Genomic DNA, 18,357 nt, shown 5'->3' with positions numbered 1-18,357 from the left:
CCTTCCAGATGCTGAATACGGGCTTATGCGTCCCCGATTCGGAGTGACATCTGCGACTCCTGCTCAGCGAGTGGGGCGTCCCCGAGCCCGAGTTGGATTACGACGTGTTCGACGATGCGGGCCGCCTGCTGGGGTGCAGTGAGATCGCGTTCCCCGAGCACCTCGTGGCGCACGAGTACGAGGGCGACCGTCACCGGACCGAACCGGCGCAGTGGAATCGAGACATCCGGAAGTACCGCGACTACGGTAGTGCCGGGTGGGAGGTGATCCGAGTGACGTCCCAGCTGCTCTACGTCAGGGCGAATGAACTTCGAGAGCAGACGTTCGATGCGCTCAGGAGACACGGCTGGACGCCTCCGGGTTACTCGCGAGGAGGTGGCGAGATCGGGGACGCTTCTGTGCGTTTCGCCGTGCTGAAACGAACATGAGCGTCCCCGATTCGAGCACGAGCGGGACGGACCGCGGCGGGCGGGGCGGGGAGGGGAAGGCGGAGGCTGGGCGGGACGGGAGAAGTCAGCCCCTACGGGGCGCGGCCGACGAAGGCCGCGGCGCCGTCGAGCGGGGTGCCCGACCCGTCGCGTTTGCCGAGCTCGACGGGGAGCTTCAGCGCGGACCCCTCCGCATTCAGCGCTCTCGGCTCGCCGCTGCCCACCCAGGCGCAGGCGAGCTGATCCTCCCACTTCAGGAACCGCTGGGCCCGCACGCCGCCGGTGCCCCGGCCCTTCGCCGGGAAATCGGCCCAGTCGGAGACCTTCGCCGTGGCGACGTCGGTGCCCGGCAGGGTGAGGGAGCTGTCGGCGATCGTGACGACGCGGGCCTCGGCCCCGTCCGGGACGGCGCCTGCGAAGACCACCCTCGCCTCCGCGCCGAGGCGGATGCCGGACATGCCGCTCGCGGGGCGACCCTGGGGCCGGACCGACGAGGCCGGGAAGCGCAGCAGCTGAGCGTCGCTCGTGACGACGGCGAACTCCGATCCGTCGGGGGCGGGAAAGGCGCCGATGAGCCGATCGCCGGGCCTCAGACCGACCACCTCGAACTCGGGCTTCGCCGGCAGATCGCGGAGCACAACCCGCTTCACGACGCCCTGCTCCGTGAAGAGGCCGACGGGCGTCTCGGTGTCGAGCTGCACGAGCCCGACGACGCGGGTCTTCCTGTCGGTGATGCCCAGGTAGGCGGTGAGCGGCACGCCCGCCGAGAACGCGATGCTCGCCGCGGGCACGAGCGGCAGGTCGACCGGGGTGAAGCGATGCAGCGTGCCGTCGGAGAGCACGGCGCCGAGCTCGCCCCGCACCGTGCCGTCGACGCTCGAGACGACGGCACCGTGCTTCGTCGCCCGGCCGGCCCCGCGGGCCGAGGCGGGCGCCTCAGGGTCGCGGTCGAGGCGCAGCGCCCGACCCGTCGCCGAGAGCAGCACCGTGCACGGCGTGTCCGCGACCTGCAGGGCCTCCGCCCCCTTGGCGGCTCGCGCGGGTCGCGCGACGGCGCCGGTGAGCAGGGTGCGCCGCGGCGTGCCGTAGGCCTCGGCAGCGTCGTCCAGCTCCCCGGAGACGACGGCCCTCAGCCGATCCTCGTTGCCGAGGATCTCGAGCAGCTCCTCGATCTCGCTGCGCAGCTGGTCGCGCTCGGCCTCGAGCTCGACGCGGGAGAACTTCGTGAGGCGACGCAGTCGCAGCTCCAGGATGTACTCCGCCTGCGGTTCGGAGAGGTCGAAGACCTGCATGAGACGGGTGCGCGCGGTCTCCGCGTCGTCGCTCGTGCGGATGAGCTGGATGACCTCGTCGATGTCGAGGATCGCGATGAGCAGCCCCTCGACGAGGTGCAGGCGCTCGCGGCGCTTCCGCAGTCGGAACTCGGAGCGTCGGCGCACGACCGAGAGACGGTGGTCGAGGAAGACGCGCAGCATGTCGGGAAGCCCCAGGGTCTGCGGCTGTCCGTCGACGAGCGCCACCGAGTTGATGCTGAACGAGTCCTCGAGGGGTGTGTAGCGGTAGAGCTGCTCGAGCACCGCCTCGGGGGAGAAGCCGGTCTTGAGGGTGATGACGAGACGCAGGCCGTTCTTGCGGTCGGTGAGATCGGCGACGTCGCCGATGCCCGAGAGCTTCTTGTTCTCGACGCCCTGCTTGATCTTCTCGATGACGCGCTCGGGGCCGACGAGATAGGGGAGCTCGGTCACGATGAGGCCCGTGCGGCGGGCCGTGAGCTGCTCGACCGCGACCTTCGCCCTCGTCCGGAATGCGCCTCGGCCGGTGCGGTAGGCGTCCTTCACTCCGTCGAGACCCACGATGATGCCACCGCCCGGCAGGTCCGGCCCGGGGATGAACTCCATGAGCTCGTCGGCGCTCGCGTCGGGATGGTGCAGCAGGTGCTTCGCGCCCTCGACGACCTCGACGAGATTGTGCGGCGCGAGGTTGGTCGCCATGCCGACGGCGATGCCGCTCGCCCCGTTCACGAGCAGATTCGGCACCGCGGTGGGCAGCACGTCGGGCTGCATGATCTGGTTGTCGTAGTTGGGCACGAAGTCGACGACGTCCTCGTCGAGCGACGCGGTCATGCCGAGCGCGGCTCCCGCCAGGCGGGCCTCGGTGTAGCGCGATGCCGCCGGGCCGTCGTCCAGCGAGCCGAAGTTGCCGTGGCCGTCGACGAGCGGCAAGCGCATGGCGAACGGCTGCGCGAGGCGCACGAGGGCGTCGTAGATCGAGGCGTCGCCGTGGGGGTGCAGCTTGCCCATCACCTCGCCGACGACGCGCGCCGACTTCACGTGCCCCTTCTCGGGCCGCAGGCCCATCTCGGTCATCATGAAGAGGATGCGGCGCTGCACCGGCTTCAGGCCGTCGCGGGCGTCGGGGAGGGCCCGGGAGTAGATGACTGAGTAGGCGTACTCGAGGAAGGACCCCTCCATCTCCTGGGAGATGTCGATGTCCTCGATCCGCTCGCCGGGATGGACGAGCTCGTTCGCGGGCGTGTCGCTGTGCGCTTCGGTCACGACGTCTGTCACGTGCCTTTCGGTGTTCCGAGAAGCGCGGCGCCGGCCCGCCACCACGGGCGTGGGGCGCGGGGCGCCGCGCGGATACGATGGTGTTCATGCTACCCACGCCCACCGACAACGGCGCGAGGCTGGCCGCGATTCTGCCAAGCGGGCTCGCCGCCGTCGCCCGGGGACTCGGCTCGGATCCCGACGAGCTGCTCGATCTCGCCTTCGCCTCATCCGCCGGGGCCGTATCCGCCGGGGCCGCGCCATCCGCCGGCGCTCCCGCCGCGCTCCCCGGGCTGCGCTCGTTCGTGGTGGTCGTGGCCGACGGTCTGGGCCAGGCCAACCTGAAGGCGAGGGCCGGTCATGCCCGGACGCTGAGCTCGCTGCCCCAGAAGCGGATCGAGACGGTGGCGCCGTCGACGACCGGTGCGGCGCTGACGACGCTCACGACCGGCCGGCTGCCGGGCGAGCACGGCCTCATCGGGTACCGGATCATGCACCCCGAGCTCGGGCTCGTCACGACGCTGAAGGACTGGGGCGGCATCAGGCGGCCGCGGGAGTGGCAGCGCGCCGAGCCGCTGTTCGCGCTGGCGGAGCGCGCGGGCGCGCGCGCCGTGGCCTTCGGCCGGCCCGCCCACGCGAGCGGGGGGCTGACCGAGGCGATCCTCCGCGGCGCCGAGTACGTCGGAGGGCAGCGGATCGAGGATCGCTTCGCCGACGCCTCCCGGATCCTGCGGGGTCCGGATCCGGTCTTCGCGTATCTCTACGTGGACGAGCTCGACCGGGCCGCGCACGAGCACGGGTGGGAGAGCGAGACCTGGCTGCGACGGCTCGAGCAGCTGGACGCGGCGCTCGAGGGCTTCCTGCGAGGCCTGCCCGGCGACGTCGGCGTCGTGGTGACGGCCGACCACGGCATCGTGGACGTCGGGGCCACTCAGCAGATCATGATGGACGCTCGACCGGAACTGCTGGACAGGGTCGCGGAGATCGGCGGCGAGCCGAGGCTGCGCTCCCTGTACCTGCGGCCCGGCACGGATGCGCGGGCCGTGGCCGCGGCCTGGGAAGAGGCCGAGGGTGCGCGGGCCTGGGTCGGCACGCGCGAGGACGCCATCGCCTCGGGCTGGTTCGGGCCCGTGCACCCGGAGGTGGCGCCGCGGCTCGGCGAGGTGCTCGTCGCGGCGCGCAGGCAGGTGGCCTACTACGTCGGTTCGGACGACCCGAAGTCGCTCGACATGGTCGGCCAGCACGGGGGCTTCACCTCGGAGGAGCGCGGGATCCCGCTGCTGCTCGCCGGGGCGCTCGCGGGCACGGGATTCGCCTCGGCGGTCGCGTCCATCGCTCGCACGCGGGTTCCGGGAGCGCTGCCGGCCCCCTGACGGGCGGCGGGACGGATCGGCACGACGGCGGATCGCGCGGCGCCCTCCGGACAGGGACCCGGCCGCGGGACGCCGTCGCGCCGCGTTCCGGCGCTCAGGCGGGGTCGTCCTCGCTGCGGGTGCCGAAGAGGATGTCGTCCCAGCTCGGGATCGAGGCGCGGCGCCTGCGCCCGGCCTCCGGCTGAGCCTTGCCCGCGCTCGAGGCGTCCTGGGAGGCACCCGGATCCCGTCGGCGGGTCGGATCCTCCCGCTCGGCTCCGTCGGCGGGCGCCCGGTCCGCCTCGCCGAGGGCGCGCCGTCCGAGCGTGGGGAGCGGCACGCTGGTGGCGTCCTCTCCCGCGCGCGTCGCATCGGCCGACCCGGAGGGAGCGGCCGTCTCGGACCCGTGCGACCCGGAGTCGGGGGCCGAACCGCCCTGCTCGCGGTCGAGCTCCTGCTCCCGTTCGCCTCGTCGCCTCCGGAGGGCGTCGAGCAGATCGGCGGTCTGCCCGAGGTCGGCGGAGGACGGCGTCGTGCTGATCGCGCGCTGGTCGATCTCGCGGCGCCGTGCATACTCGGCGACGCGATCGGGCTCGGCGGGATGCTCCTCGATGGGGGCCTCCTCGGCACCACCGGGATCGCTCCCGTCGTGCTCCGCGGTCTCCGAGGAGTCGTCGGGTGCGGCGCCCTCGGCACGGGCCGCGGCGTCCACCGCCCGCAGCTTGGGGATCAGGCGATCGCCCACCTCGCCCTGCTTCGAGAGTGTGACGGCGTCGGGGTTGACGGGGGAGAGCACGCCCTTGCGGTGCTCGAAGGACCACACCGCGCGGTGCTCGATGTCGTGCGAGACGAAATCCAGGCCGATCATCCAGCCGGCCTCCTCGTCGCGCCAGGACGACCAGTCGGAGCGCTCGGCGCTGAGGCCGATGAGGCGCTCCGCGATGACGGCCCCGAACTGCTCCTCCTGCGGATCCCCGTTGCCCGTGCGCACCGGCACGGCGTGGGCGCGCTCCAGGATGTACCTGCGCTCGGCGAGCACGGGCTCCTCGTAGCGCTCGATGTCGACCTCGTCGATGCCCGTCAGCTCCGCGACCTCGGAGCGGCTCTTCCCGCTGCGGATGAGCGCCTGGATCTCGCGCGGACGGATCTTCGAGGTCTCGCGACCCCTCCGACTGAGGTGGCGCAGCTCGCTGAGCACGGAGTCGTCGACGATCAGGCGGAACTCCTCGCCGGACTCGGTTGCGACGACGAGTGATCGATCCTCTCGCCGAACCAAACGCAGTTCATCCATCGCACTTCCTCCCGGTAGTCGCGATCCAGAGTGGCACAGCAACCCCCGTCGAGCGCGGATTGACGCGGCGAGGTTCGAAAAAGGGGTCGCGCGGAATACGCTCACAGCGATCTTGCGGGATGCGGTTTGCGCATGACGGGCATCGTGCGGCAGACTATGGCCGCTCGAAGGTTGAAGTGCCAGCACCGGCACGGGAATGCAGGAGAGAATGGCCACCGACTACGACGCCCCGCGCAAGTCCGAGGAAGAGACCGATTCGATCGAGGCTCTGAAGGAGCGCGTGCCCGCGAAGGGCACTTCCGCGATCGACTCGGAAGACGCCGACAACCCGAGTTTCGACCTGGGCGGATCCGACCTCTCCGACGTCGAGCTCGACGTCGTCGTGCTGCCGCAGCAGGACGACGAGTTCACCTGCGTCAGCTGCTTCCTCGTGCGCCACCGGTCCCAGGTGGACCACGAGACCGACCTCGGCCCCATCTGCCGGGAGTGCGCAGGCTAGTCGACAACGCGCAGCGTTTTCGACCGCCTGCGGTGCCGCACACGGCGGCAGCCCACGGAGCGCAGCGAGGGGCGGCAGGCTAGTCGACAACGCGCAGCGTTCTCGACCGCCTGCGGTGCCGCACACGGCGGCAGCCCACGGGCGTCCCTACCGCGCGCTCCGGATCGCGGAGGCCAGCTCCTGCGGCCGCCGCGAGGTGATGATCCAGTAGGGCGCGGGATCCCGGGGATCGAGATTCGGGATCCTGACGCCCCGATGGATCCAGCCCCTCACGACGAGGTAGCTGCGCGCGTCGATTCCCGGGCCCAGCGCCCTCCGCAGAGCGTCCGCGTCGAGCAGCTCCGGCTCGCCGAGGAGCGACACGGGGATGCGGGCGCGGGCCGCCGAGAGCGTCCCCGCCTCCACCTCGACGCTCGGGCTGAGCAGCAGCAGCGTCGCGGCCACGATCACGTAGACCGCGATGGCGACCGGCACGGCGATGTCGCCGTCGATGGGGGTGAGCACGAGCGCGACCGCGGGGACGACGAGGAGCAGGGCGATGAAGAGTCCCGCTCCGGGCCACAGGCGTTCGCGATAGCGCGTCACCGGGCGATCGCCCGGAGCGGTGGAGGCGTTGTTCATGCCCTCATTATCCCGTCCCTCTTCTGGGAATGCGTCGCGGGCGACGGCCCGCCGATCCTGATCCGATACCCTGTCGGGGTGACTGATGTGGTTGAGGTGCCCATTCGGGCGGAGAACATGCCGAGCTACGCGCATCCCGGCGACGCGGGGGCCGATCTGCGCGCCGCCGAGTCGCTGTCGATCGGGCCGGGAGAGCGGGCGCTCGTGGGAACGGGCGTCTCGTTCGCGCTGCCCGAGGGCTACGCGGCGTTCGTGGTGCCGCGCAGCGGTCTCGCCGCGAAGCACGGGATCACGGTGCTCAACTCCCCGGGCACCGTCGACGCCGGCTATCGCGGCGAGGTCAAGGTGACGCTGCTCAATACGGATCGCAGCGCGACCTTCCGGGTGGAGGCCGGCGACCGGATCGCGCAGGTGATCTTCGCCCCGGTCTCCCGGGCGGTGTTCGTCGGCGTCGACGAGCTGCCGGACAGCGTGCGCGGGACGGGCGGCTTCGGGTCGACGGGTGTGCGGGACGGAGCGCGGCCCTAGCGCCACGAGCACGGACGGCGGGCCAGAGGGACCCGCCGGGGAACACGAACTTCGCCCCGACGGGGCGGCCAGCGAATGGAGAATCAGCATGAGCGACGAGACCCAGGGCGCGGACGAGATCGAGCTCCGCGACGAGGACGCGCAGGACGCGCAGGAGGTGGACGAGTCGAAGTCCGCCCCGGAGGACCGCGCGACGGCGGGTCCCTTCGACGTGAGCGAGGTGCCCGGCATGCGCCCCTACGTGGATCTCGGGGGCATCAAGGTCGCCCCCCGCGAAGGGCTGCAGCTGCGCCTCGACGTCGACGAGAAGGCGAAGCGCGTGGTGGCGGTGTCCCTGAACTACGCCGAGTCGCTGATGCAGGTGCAGGCGTTCTCGGCGCCGAAGAGCACCGGCCTCTGGAACCAGGTGCGCAGCGACATCGCGGCGCAGACCTCGGCCCAGGGTGCGGAGGTCGCGGAGGAGGCGGGTCCGCTCGGGCCCGAGCTCGTGGTGCGCTCCGCGGCGCCCGCCGAGCAGGGCGGGGGCACCCGCGTCGTCCGCTTCATCGGCGTCGACGGCCCGCGCTGGATGCTGCGCGGCGTCGTGATGGGCCGGGCGGCCGTCGAGGAGGAGACCCGTGCGCGGGTGATCGAGCTGTTCCGCGAGCTGGTCGTGGTGCGCGGCGATCAGCCGATGCCGCCGAGCGAGCTCCTCCCGCTGCAGGTGCCGGCCGGCGTGCAGCAATCCGGCCAGGCGCAGGGTCCGGTCCAGGGCCAGGTGCAGGGCGGGGTTCAGGAGGCGTGAGCGACTCCGAGTCGGAGCGCGACGGCGCTCGGGAGCCGGCGGCCGGGGAGGCGGGATCCCCGCTGCCGATCGGGGGAGCCCTCGGGCGGACGGTGCGCGCGGGACTCAGCGGTGAGGACGTCTCGGCGCGGGGCGTGCTCGCGGCCATCGGCGGGTGGCGAGGCGTCGCCGAGTCGCTGCTGCCCGGGCTGCTCTTCCTCGTCGTCTACGTGTTCACGCAGGATCCCTCCGTGTCGGTCATCGCGCCGGCGGTGCTCGCGGTGCTCGCGGTGGTGCTGCGCCTGGCGCTGCGGCAGCCGGCGGCGTCGGCATTCTCCGGCGCGCTGGGGGTCGCCGTGTGCGTCGCGGCCACGCTGCTGACGGGGAGCGGGAGAGACTACTTCCTCCCCGGCTTCTGGATCAACGGTGCGTGGTCGGCCGCCCTGCTCATCTCGCTGCTCGCGGGGTGGCCGCTGCTCGGGGTCGCCCTCGGCGCCCTCCGCGGCGATCTGCGCGCATGGCGCGGCGACCGCGTGCTGCGCCGCGTCGCGACCTGGACCACGCTGCTGTGGCTCGGGATGTTCGCCGCCCGGCTCGCGGTGCAGCTACCGCTGTACCTCGCCGACCGGACGGAGGCGCTCGGCCTGGCGCGTCTCGTCATGGGGGTGCCGCTCTTCGCCCTCGTGGTGCTGTTCACCTGGCTGCTGCTCAGCCGGTTCGCCACTTCGTCTGATGAATCGGATAGCGAATTGAAGCGAAACGCCTGAGCTTTGTAGGCTTCGCCCCTCCTCCGAGGGTGTAGAATTATCTTGACATCGAGACACTTTTGGAGGAGCCTCATGGGAGCGGTCAACAGCTTCGGTGCCCTGAGCACCCTCGCCGTCGGCGAGAAGGAATACGAGATCTACCGGATCGATCAGGTGCCGGGCCACGAGCGCCTGCCGTACAGCCTGAAGGTGCTGCTGGAGAACCTGCTGCGCACCGAGGACGGCGCGAACGTCACCCGTGAGCACATCGAGGCGCTGGGGGGCTGGGACCCCGCGGCCGAACCCGACACCGAGATCCAGTTCACGCCCGCGCGCGTGATCATGCAGGACTTCACCGGCGTCCCCTGCATCGTCGACCTCGCCACGATGCGCGAGGCCGTGACCTCGCTCGGCGGCGATCCCGACAAGATCAACCCGCTCGCCCCCGCAGAGCTCGTGATCGACCACTCCGTCATCTCCGATGTCTACGGAACCCCCGGCGCTGCGGCGAAGAACGTCGAGATCGAGTACCAGCGCAACGGCGAGCGCTACCAGTTCCTCCGCTGGGGCCAGGGCGCCTTCGACGACTTCAAGGTCGTGCCCCCGGGCACCGGCATCGTGCACCAGGTGAACATCGAGTACCTGGCGCGGGTGACCTTCACGCGCGAGGTGGACGGCAAGGTGCTCGCGTACCCCGACACCTGCGTCGGCACCGACTCGCACACGACGATGGAGAACGGCCTCGGCGTGCTCGGCTGGGGCGTCGGCGGCATCGAGGCCGAGGCGGCGATGCTCGGCCAGCCCATCTCGATGCTCATCCCGCGCGTCGTCGGCTTCAAGCTCTCGGGTCAGATCCCGGCCGGCGTCACCGCGACCGACGTCGTGCTCACCATCACCCAGATGCTGCGCAAGCACGGCGTGGTGGGCAAGTTCGTCGAGTTCTACGGCGAGGGCGTCGGATCCGTGCCGCTCGCCAACCGCGCGACGATCGGCAACATGAGCCCGGAGTTCGGCTCCACCGCCGCCATGTTCCCGGTCGACGACGTGACGCTCGACTACATGCGGCTCACGGGCCGCCCCGAGGAGCAGATCGAGCTCGTCAAGGCGTACACCCAGGCGCAGGGCATGTGGCACGATCCCTCGCGCGAGCCCGAGTTCAGCGAGTACCTCGAGCTCGACCTCGGCACCGTCGTCTCCTCGATCGCCGGCCCGAAGCGACCGCAGGATCGCATCGAGCTGTCGAGCGCGAAGTCGCAGTTCGAGCTCGACCTCAAGAACTACGCGCAGGCGTCGAACCCCGCGAAGGTCAAGGATGGGGCGGGCAACGAGTTCGAGCTGGATCACGGCGCGGTCACCCTCGCCTCGATCACCTCGTGCACCAACACCTCGAACCCCTCGGTGATGCTCGCCGCGGGCGTGCTCGCGCGCAACGCCAACCGGGTCGGCCTCAAGGCGAAGCCCTGGGTCAAGACCACGCTGGCCCCCGGCTCCAAGGTCGTCACCGACTACTACGAGAAGTCGGGGCTGCGCTCCGATCTCGAGGATCTCGGCTTCTTCCTCGTCGGCTACGGATGCATGACCTGCATCGGCAACTCGGGGCCGCTCAACGAGGAGATCTCGCAGGCGGTCAACGAGAACGACCTGGCGGTGACCGCGGTGCTCTCGGGCAACCGCAACTTCGAGGGCCGCATCAACCCCGACATCAAGATGAACTACCTGGCGAGCCCGCCGCTCGTGGTGGCCTACTCCCTCGCCGGCTCGATGGACTTCGACTTCGACAGCGAACCGCTCGGTCAGGATCGCGACGGCAACGACGTCTTCCTGCGGGACATCTGGCCCGATCCGGTCGAGGTGCAGCAGATCGCCGACGCGTCGATCGACGCCGACATGTTCACCTCGAAGTACGCGGGCGTGTTCGACGGCGACGAGCGCTGGAAGTCGCTGCCCACCCCGGCGGGCAACATCTTCGAGTGGGACGAGAAGTCGACCTACGTGCGCAAGGCCCCCTACTTCGACGGCATGAAGCTCACCCCGGCGCCCGTCGAGAACATCTCCGGCGCGCGCGTGCTCGCCAAGCTGGGCGACTCGGTCACGACCGACCACATCAGCCCCGCGGGCAGCTTCAAGGCGGAGACCCCGGCCGGTCAGTACCTCGTGGCCAACGGCATCGCACCGCGCGACTTCAACACCTACGGCTCGCGCCGAGGCAACCACGAGGTCATGATCCGCGGCACCTTCGCGAACATCCGCCTCCGCAACCAGCTGCTCGACGGCGTCGAGGGCGGTTTCACCCGCGACTTCACGCAGGACGGCGGCCCGCAGAGCTACATCTACGACGCCTCGCAGAACTACCAGGCCGCGGGCATTCCGCTCGTGGTGCTCGGCGGCAAGGAGTACGGCTCGGGGTCCTCGCGCGACTGGGCGGCGAAGGGCACGCGTCTGCTGGGCGTCAGGGCCGTCATCGCCGAGAGCTTCGAGCGCATCCACCGCTCGAACCTCATCGGCATGGGCGTGCTGCCGCTCCAGTTCCCGGTCGGCGAGAGCGCCGACTCGCTGGGCCTCGACGGCACGGAGGTGTTCGAGATCTCGGGCATCGACCAGCTGAACGAGGGCGTCACGCCGAAGACCGTCGCGGTCACCGCCACGAAGGAGGACGGCACCGAGGTCGCCTTCGACGCGGTCGTGCGCATCGACACGCCGGGCGAGGCCGACTACTACCGCAACGGCGGCATCCTGCAGTACGTGCTGCGGTCGCTCGTCTAGGGCGCAGCCGGGCAGCGTGAACCGGCGGCGGGGGTTGCGGCGGAGGCCGCGACCCCCGCTTCGCTTTTCGCCCGCGTACGAGGGCAGCGGTAGGATGAAGCGGTGCCTCGGGGGAGCATCCCCCGGGAGAAATCGGAGGCAACTGGTGACGATCCTCGAGCGAATCGAGCACCCTCGGGACCTCGACGGCCTCTCGGCCGAGGAGTGCCGCGTGCTCGCAGCCGAGATCCGCGAGTTCCTCATCTCCGCGGTCTCGAAGACGGGCGGTCACCTGGGCCCGAACCTCGGCGTCGTCGAGCTCACGATCGCCCTGCACCGGGTGTTCGAGTCTCCCCACGACCCGATCGTCTTCGACACGGGGCACCAGAGCTACGTGCACAAGCTGCTCACCGGCCGCAAGGACTTCTCGGGGCTGCGCACGCGGGGCGGTCTCGCCGGCTACCCGCAGCGCTCGGAGTCGGAGCACGACATCGTCGAGAGCTCGCACGCCTCGAGCTCGCTCAGCTGGGCGGACGGCATCTCCCGTGCGTTCGCCCGCACCGGGCAGCAGGATCGCCACGTCGTCGCGGTCGTCGGGGACGGCGCGCTGACGGGCGGCATGACGTGGGAGGCGCTCAACAACATCACCGACGACAACTCCCGCAACCTCGTGATCGTCGTCAACGACAACGGCAGGTCCTACGCGCCCACCATCGGCGGCATGGCGCGGTTCCTGAACACGGTGCGCACCAAGGACACCTATCGCGACCTGCAGGAGGGCAGCGAGAAGCTGTTCTCGGCGTTCGGCGCACCCGGCCGCACGGTCTACCAGGCAGCGCGCGGCGCGATGCGGGGCATCGCGAGCCGGGCCTCGGGCAACCAGGATCTCTATTCGAACCTCGACATCAAGTACCTCGGCCCGATCGACGGGCACGACCTCGAGGCCGTCGAGGAGGCGCTGCGCCAGGCGAAGGACTACGGCCGGCCGACGCTGGTGCACGTGATCACGGAGAAGGGCCGGGGCTACGCGCCGGCCGAGAACGACGAGGCCGACCAGTTCCACGCCATCGGGCAGATCGACCCCGGCAGCGGCGAGCCGCTCGAGGCCGCGTCGGGGCGCAGCTGGACGGGGGTGTTCCGGGAGCGCATCGTCGAGCTCGCCCGCGAGGACGAGCGCATCGTCGGCATCACCGCCGCGATGCTCGCGCCGACCGGTCTCGACGCCTTCGCCGAGGTATTCCCCGGGCGGGTCTACGACGTGGGCATCGCCGAGCAGCACGCCGTCACGTCGGCGGCCGGCCTCTCGTACGGCGGCCTGCACCCGGTCGTCGCGCTCTACGCCACCTTCATGAACCGCGCGTTCGACCAGCTGCTCATGGACGTGGCGCTGCACCGCGCCGGCGTGACGTTCGTGCTCGACCGCGCGGGCATCACGGGCACCGACGGCCCGAGCCACAACGGCGTGTGGGATCTGGCGACGCTGCAGGTGGTGCCGGGCATCCGCATCGCGGCGCCCCGCGACGAGGCGACGCTGCGCGAGCTGCTGGGGGAGGCGGTGGCGGTCGAGGACGGGCCGACCGTCGTCCGCTACCCGAAGGGATCCGTGGGCGCTCCCGTGCCCGCTCTGCGGCGGACGGCGGACGGCGCGGACGTGCTGCACGAGGACGCCTCGGTCTCCACCGCCACGGGCACCCTCACTCTCGCCGAGAGCATCGCGGAGGCGCGCGCCGCGGGAGCGGGCGCGGAGGCCGACGCTGCGGAGGGCGCCCCGATGCGCGACGTGCTCTTCGTCACGGTCGGGCCCATGGCGAGGGTGGCGCTCGAGGCGGCCGCGATCCTGGCCGAGCAGGGCATCACCTCGACGGTCGTGGATCCGCGATGGGTGGTGCCCGTGCGGGAGTCGGTCATCGACTTCGCCGGCGACCACCGGCTGCTCATCAGCATCGAGGACGGCATCCGGGTCGGCGGTGTGGGCACGCGCATCCGCCAGGCGCTCCGCGACGCCGGGGTCGACACGGCGGTGAGCGAGCTCGGCACCCCCGACGAGTTCCCGGAGCACGCCTCCCGCGGTGAGCTGCTGGCCGACGCCGGGCTGACCGCCGAGCAGATCGCCTCCAACGTGGCCGAGCAGGTTCGGGGCACCCGGATCCCGGTGGCCCGCCCGGAGTAGTCGCCGCCCGGGCCCCCCCCCCGGGGTGCGGCCGCCGCGCGGGCGGGTCAGCGGGTCGCCGCGACCCTCGGCGTGTGGAAGTCGCCGCCCGCGGCGCGCTCGCTCGCACCGACCCGGTCGAGGTACGGCGTCGCCCCGCCCGCCTGGAAGGGCCAGCCGGCGCCCAGGATGAGGCAGAGGTCGATGTCCTCGGGCGCCGAGACCACGCCCTCGTCGAGCATGATCCGGATCTCGCGGGCCAGCTCGTCCTCCACGCGGCGCAGGATCTCCTCCTCCGAGACGGCGTTCGAGCCGAGCTTCAGCTGCTTCTTCGCGGCCCTCGAGAGATCCTCGACCTTGCCGTGCTTGCTCTTGACGAGCGGCTCATCGAGATCGGCGAGGGCGTGCAGGTTGGGCGACGCGTAGAACCTGTCCGGGAACGCGCCGGCCATCGTGTCCTGCACGTGCGCGGCCACCTTCCAGCCGACGAGGTCGATGAGCTCGAAGGGGCCCATCGGCAGACCGATGGGGGCGAGCGCGCGCTCCACGACGGGCATCGGGGTGCCCTCGTCGAGCGCCCTGGCCGCCTCGCCCATGACCTTGGCGAGCAGGCGGTTGACGACGAAGCCGGGGCGATCCGCCGTGATGACGGCGCTCTTCCCGAGCTGCTTCGCGACGGCCATCGCCGTCGCCAGGGTGGCGTCGTCGGTGCCCGGCGTCCTCACGACCTCGACGAGCGGCATGACCGCGACGGGGTTGAAGAAGTGGAAGCCCACGAGGCGCTCGGGGCGGGTCAGCCGCGCGCCGATCTCCTCGACCGAGAGCGAGGAGGTGTTCGTCGCGATCACGGCCGTCTCGGGAATGATCGGCTCGATCTCGGCGAACACCTGCTGCTTCACGCCGAGCTCCTCGAAGACCGCCTCGATGACCCAGTCGCAATCGGCGTACTCGCCCGTGTCCGTCGTGCCGCGCACGAGCGCGCGCACCTGATTCGCGTCGTCGGCCGTCAGCCGGCCCTTCTCCTGCATCTGGTCGATCTCCCCCGAGATGTGCTCGAGGCCCTTGTCGACGCGGCTCTGATCCAGGTCGGTGATGAGGACGGGGACGCGGAGCTTGCGTGCGAAGAGCAGCGCGAACTGGCTGGCCATGAGACCCGCACCGATGATGCCGACCTTCTTGACCGGCTTCGCGAGCTCCCGGTCGGGTGCGCCCGCCGGACGCTTGGCACGCTTCTGCACGAGGTCGAAGGCGTAGATGGAGGCCCGGAACTGATCGCCGGAGATGAGCTGGGCGAGGGCCTCGTCCTCGCGCTCGAAGCCGCGCACCCGGTCGTTGTCCTTCGCGGCGGCGAGCAGGTCGAGCGCGACGTAGGGCGCCTGCGCGGCGGTGCCGATCCGCGCCTTCAGGGTCTCGCGGGCGATCTTGATCGCCGCCGGCCACTTCGTGAGCCGCTCCAGCTTGCCGGGGAGGTGCGGCCGGTCGACGTCGACGCCGCCGCTCAGCACCCCGTCGGCCCACGCGATCGAGCGCTCGAGGAAGCTGGCCGAGCCGAAGATCGCGTCGAAGAGGCCCAGCTCGTGCGCCTGCTTCGGCTTCAGCATGCGGTTGTTCTTCAGCGGGTTCGAGATGACGATCTCGATGGCCTTCTCGATGCCGATGAGGTTCGGCACGATGGTCGCGCCGCCCCAGCCGGGGATGATGCCGAGGAACACCTCGGGGAATGCGATCGCGGCGGCCGAGGAGTCGACCGTGCGATAGTCGCAGTTCAGCGCGATCTCGACGGCGCCGCCGAGGGCGAGCCCGTTGACGAAGGCGAACGAGGGGACGCCCAGGTCGCCGAGCTTGCCGAGGATGTGGTGGCCGTACTGCGCCATGAGGCGGGCGTTCTGCTCGGTGGCGAGGCTCGACACCTTCGAGAGGTCGGCCCCCGCCGCGAAGATGAACGGCTTCCCGGTGACGGCGACCGCGCGGATCTCGCCGGCGGCCGCGCGAGCGGCCTGCGCGTCGAGCACGCGGCCGAACCCCTCGAGGGTGCGGGGGCCGAGGGTGTTCGGGCGCGTATGATCTCGGCCGTTGTCGAGGGTGATGAGCGCGAGCGCCCCGCCCGAGGGGAGCGCGACGTCGCGGACGAAGGCCTCCGTGACCACCTCGTCGGCCGAGGCCTCGATCAGCGGGGAGAAGTCGATGCTGCTGTAGTCGGTCATGGTCGCGTTACTTCCTCTTCCTCTTGCCGTCGAAGTGCGGGTTCTCCCAGATCATGGAACCGCCCTGACCGAGGCCCACGCACATCGCGGTGAGGCCGTAGCGGACGTCCGGCCGCTGCTCGAACTGCCTCGCCAGCTGGATCATGAGCCGCACGCCGGACGCGGCCAGCGGGTGCCCGAACGCGATGGCGCCGCCCCAGGGGTTGACCCGCGGGTCGTCGTCGGAGATCCCGAAGTGGTCGGTGAAGGAGAGCACCTGCACCGCGAACGCCTCGTTGAGCTCGAAGAGCCCGATGTCGTCGATGGTCAGGCCGGCCCGGCGCAGGGCCTTCTCGGTCGAGGGCACGGGGCCGAGGCCCATGACCTCGGGCTGCACGCCGGCGAACCCGAAGCCCACGAGCCGCATCTTCGCCGTGAGCCCGAGCTCCTTCGCGGTGTCCGCGCCCGCGAGCAGCGAGACGGTGGCCCCGTCGGTGAGGGGCGACGAGGTCCCGGCGGTCACGCGCCCGTGCGGTCGGAACGGGGTCTTGAGACCGGCGAGCCCCTCCATCGTCGTCTCGGGGCGACGGCCCTCGTCCTCGGTCGCGAGCCCCCAGCCCTCCGGTGTGCGGAACGCCACCGGCACGAGGTCGGCCTGGATGTCGCCCCGGTCGTAGGCCGCCTGCACCTTCTGCTGGCTCAGCATGCCGAAGCGGTCCGCGCGCTCCTTGGTCAGCTGCGGGAAGCGGTCGTGCAGCCGTTCGGCCGTGACGCCCATGTTGAGCGCGTCGGCGCTGACCATCTTCTCGGCGACGAAGCGGGGGTTGGGATCGGCGTCGAAGCCGATGGGGTGGCGGCCCATGTGCTCGACGCCGCCGGCGATGGCGACGTCGTACTGGCCGGCCCCGATGGCGGCTCCCATGAACGAGGCCACGGTCATGGCGCCCGCGCACATGCGGTCGAGGGCGAATCCCGGCACGGTCAGCGGGATGCCCGCCAGGATCGAGACCGTGCGGCCGAGGGTGAGCCCCTGGTCGCCCTGCTGCGTCGTGGCGGCGATCCCCACGTCATCGATCCGGTCGAGCGGCAGGTCGGGGTTCCGCTCGATCAGCCCCTGGAGCGCCTTCACCGCGAGATCGTCGGCTCGCGTTCCCCAGTACATTCCCTTTTCACCGGCCCGTCCGAACGGGGTGCGGACCCCGTCCACGAACACGACGTCTCTCATTGCGGCCACTGTGCCTCCATCGGATGTGGGTTCTGGTCTGCCACCATCCTAAGAACTGCGGCGCCGCTTTCGAGCGCGGCGTGCGGAACCGCAGGGAGCGCGGGGCCGCGCGGAGTCGACGTTATGCGACCTCTACAAAAGCCCGGGCGATGATTGGTGCGGTGAGTGCAGTCTGCCACTCGCGCGCGCCCAGCTCCCGGAGGCGCTCGGACACGGCCTCGGAGGTGGCGGGCACCGGCGGCTGCCACGCGAGCCGGCGCAGGAGCTCCGGGGTGAGGAGATTCTCGAGCGGGATCCTGCGGCGCTCGGCCTCGGCCTCGAGGGCCGTCCGGGCGGCGGCGAGGCGGGCTGCGGCCTCGGGATGCCGCTGCGGCCAGCCGCGATGGTGCGGCATGGCCCCCGGCACGCGCGGTCGCGGCCCGGGCAGATCCTCCGTGGTCTTGCCGCGCAGGATCGCCCGCCACCAGCGGTCGAGCTCGGAGCGGCTGGCGCGGCCCTTGAAGGTCTGCAGACGGGCGAGATCGCCGGGCGATCGCGGATTCGCCGTCGCGGCGGCGACGATCGAGGCATCGGGGATCAGCCGCCCGGGGGAGACGTCCTTCATGCGGGCCAGCTCGTCGCGGGCGAGCCAGAGCTCCCGCGCCAGCGCGAGCTCTCTGGCCGAGCGCAGCTTGTGCCCGCCCGACAGCCCGCGCCAGCGCTCCTCCTGCCGAGGCTTCGCCGGCCGCGTGCGGACGGCCTCGAACTCCTGCCTCGCGAACTCCGCCTTGTCCTGGGCGTCGAGCTCGCGCGCGATCGCGTCGCGGAGTTCGGGGAGCAGCGCCACGTCCAGCGCCGCGTACTCGAGCCACGGCTCGGGCAGCGGCCGGGTGGACCAGTCGGCCGCCGAGTGCGCCTTCCGCAGGTGGATCCCGAGCATCTGCTCCACGATGGCGCCGAGCCCCACCCGCTCGAAGCCCAGCAGACGCGCCGCCAGCTCCGTGTCGAAGAGCTGCGGGGGGTGCAGGCCGAGGTCGTCGAGGCACGGGATGTCCTGGCTCGCGGCGTGCAGGATCCACTCCTCGCCAGCGAGCGCCTCGGCCAGCGGCGCGAAGCTGTCGATCCCGATCGGATCGAAGAGGAAGGTGCCGGATCCGCGGCGATGCACCTGCACGAGGTAGGCCTCGGAGCCGTAGCGGAAGCCGGAGGCGCGTTCAGCGTCCACGCCCGCGGGGCCGGTGCCCGACGCGAGTTGCTCGGCGGCGCGCTCGACGCCCGGGCCGTCGACGACCATCGACCAGGCGG

Annotated in this window: 14 protein-coding genes; 8 read left to right on the top strand and 6 right to left on the bottom strand. The window is 71.4% G+C overall.

Annotated features, from left to right (window positions below):
* Positions 1-104 precede the first annotated feature (104 nt).
* Positions 105-428: a putative endonuclease domain-containing protein gene (locus JD276_RS03390; RefSeq protein ID WP_200113916.1), complete on the top strand. Its 324-nt coding sequence runs from the start codon at positions 105-107 to the stop codon at positions 426-428.
* Positions 429-520: 92 nt separating this feature from the next.
* Here the strand turns inward: JD276_RS03390 and JD276_RS03385 are convergent, their stop codons facing one another.
* Positions 521-2,983, bottom strand: coding sequence for a DNA gyrase/topoisomerase IV subunit A (locus tag JD276_RS03385; protein ID WP_307866423.1), 2,463 nt, complete (start codon positions 2,981-2,983; stop codon positions 521-523).
* Positions 2,984-3,081: 98 nt separating this feature from the next.
* On the opposite strand from JD276_RS03385, the gene JD276_RS03380 reads away from it, so the two are divergent.
* On the top strand, positions 3,082-4,347 hold the full coding sequence (locus JD276_RS03380; RefSeq protein ID WP_200113914.1) for an alkaline phosphatase family protein: 1,266 nt from the start codon (positions 3,082-3,084) through the stop codon (positions 4,345-4,347).
* A 94-nt stretch (positions 4,348-4,441) separates the two neighbouring features.
* Here JD276_RS03380 and sepH read toward each other — a convergent pair whose 3' ends face one another.
* Positions 4,442-5,617: a septation protein SepH gene (gene sepH / locus JD276_RS03375; protein ID WP_200113912.1), complete on the bottom strand. Its 1,176-nt coding sequence runs from the start codon at positions 5,615-5,617 to the stop codon at positions 4,442-4,444.
* A 208-nt stretch (positions 5,618-5,825) separates the two neighbouring features.
* Here sepH and JD276_RS03370 point away from each other — a divergent pair, with 208 nt between their 5' ends.
* Complete coding sequence (locus JD276_RS03370) at positions 5,826-6,116, top strand: DUF4193 domain-containing protein (RefSeq protein WP_200113911.1); 291 nt, start codon at positions 5,826-5,828, stop codon at positions 6,114-6,116.
* Positions 6,117-6,263: 147 nt separating this feature from the next.
* Here JD276_RS03370 and JD276_RS03365 read toward each other — a convergent pair whose 3' ends face one another.
* Positions 6,264-6,737, bottom strand: coding sequence for a DUF3093 domain-containing protein (locus tag JD276_RS03365; protein ID WP_200113909.1), 474 nt, complete (start codon positions 6,735-6,737; stop codon positions 6,264-6,266).
* A gap of 78 nt (positions 6,738-6,815) precedes the next feature.
* On the opposite strand from JD276_RS03365, the gene dut reads away from it, so the two are divergent.
* The 5 genes from dut (at position 6,816) to dxs (ending at position 13,686) form a co-directional block, all read left to right on the top strand.
* Positions 6,816-7,265 (top strand): dUTP diphosphatase, encoded by a 450-nt coding sequence (gene dut / locus JD276_RS03360; RefSeq protein ID WP_200113907.1) that lies wholly within the window; start codon positions 6,816-6,818, stop codon positions 7,263-7,265.
* A gap of 88 nt (positions 7,266-7,353) precedes the next feature.
* Positions 7,354-8,049, top strand: a complete 696-nt coding sequence (locus JD276_RS03355; protein WP_200113901.1) for a DUF3710 domain-containing protein — start codon at positions 7,354-7,356, stop codon at positions 8,047-8,049.
* Entirely contained in the window at positions 8,046-8,795 is a 750-nt protein-coding gene (locus JD276_RS03350) for a DUF3159 domain-containing protein (protein WP_307866422.1), read from the top strand. Before JD276_RS03355 ends, JD276_RS03350 begins: the two co-directional genes overlap by 4 nt.
* Before the next feature lie 72 nt (positions 8,796-8,867).
* Positions 8,868-11,537 carry an aconitate hydratase AcnA gene (acnA, locus tag JD276_RS03345; protein WP_200113899.1) on the top strand — a complete coding sequence of 890 codons (2,670 nt, stop codon included), beginning with the start codon at positions 8,868-8,870 and terminating at the stop codon, positions 11,535-11,537.
* A gap of 145 nt (positions 11,538-11,682) precedes the next feature.
* Positions 11,683-13,686 (top strand): 1-deoxy-D-xylulose-5-phosphate synthase, encoded by a 2,004-nt coding sequence (dxs, locus tag JD276_RS03340; protein WP_200113897.1) that lies wholly within the window; start codon positions 11,683-11,685, stop codon positions 13,684-13,686.
* A gap of 47 nt (positions 13,687-13,733) precedes the next feature.
* Here dxs and JD276_RS03335 read toward each other — a convergent pair whose 3' ends face one another.
* The 3 genes from JD276_RS03335 to JD276_RS03325 form a co-directional block, all read right to left on the bottom strand.
* Positions 13,734-15,869, bottom strand: a complete 2,136-nt coding sequence (locus JD276_RS03335; protein WP_200113895.1) for a 3-hydroxyacyl-CoA dehydrogenase NAD-binding domain-containing protein — start codon at positions 15,867-15,869, stop codon at positions 13,734-13,736.
* A gap of 7 nt (positions 15,870-15,876) precedes the next feature.
* Complete coding sequence (locus tag JD276_RS03330; protein ID WP_200113893.1) at positions 15,877-17,082, bottom strand: thiolase family protein; 1,206 nt, start codon at positions 17,080-17,082, stop codon at positions 15,877-15,879.
* Positions 17,083-17,194: 112 nt separating this feature from the next.
* Entirely contained in the window at positions 17,195-18,346 is a 1,152-nt protein-coding gene (locus JD276_RS03325; RefSeq protein WP_200114023.1) for an HRDC domain-containing protein, read from the bottom strand.
* Positions 18,347-18,357 lie beyond the last annotated feature (11 nt).

It is taken from the genome of Leucobacter chromiisoli (assembly GCF_016522505.1).
Classification (GTDB): domain Bacteria; phylum Actinomycetota; class Actinomycetes; order Actinomycetales; family Microbacteriaceae; genus Leucobacter; species Leucobacter chromiisoli.
This window is presented reverse-complemented; position numbering and strand designations above follow the sequence as displayed.